General features: G+C 45.8%; 1 protein-coding gene. It reads right to left on the bottom strand.

Going from position 1 to position 277, the window contains the following annotated elements; all coding sequences use genetic code 11:
• Nucleotides 1–113 precede the first annotated feature (113 nt).
• Nucleotides 114–272 carry a hypothetical protein gene (locus SB775_RS29085; protein WP_410864685.1) on the bottom strand — a complete coding sequence of 53 codons (159 nt, stop codon included), beginning with the start codon at nt 270–272 and terminating at the stop codon, nt 114–116.
• Nucleotides 273–277 lie beyond the last annotated feature (5 nt).

The raw sequence follows: 277 nt of genomic DNA, 5'->3' as shown, positions 1-277 counted from the left end.
AATTGGAAAAAGTTTAGGAGAATCTTGCGCTGGCTATACAGACGATACGTCGCGGTCTCCGATATCTTCGAGTAAAAATTCCTTTAACGCTTGTTCTGCTTTCAAACGATTCATCATACTGTCTCCTTGGATTGAATTTTACGCTCGCTTAAACTTGTCCCTTGTTTCGACAACTCGATGACTTTTCCGGTCCACTGTTCTTTCATTTCCGGGATATCGACCCGGTAATGGCCGCCCCGGCTTTCTTCACGCAATAAAGCGGCTGTCGCAATGAGGC

It is taken from the genome of Peribacillus sp. SIMBA_075 (genome assembly GCF_046534585.1).
The sequence above is the reverse complement of the archived record's forward strand: the minus strand, read 5'-3'. Positions and strand labels throughout refer to the sequence as shown.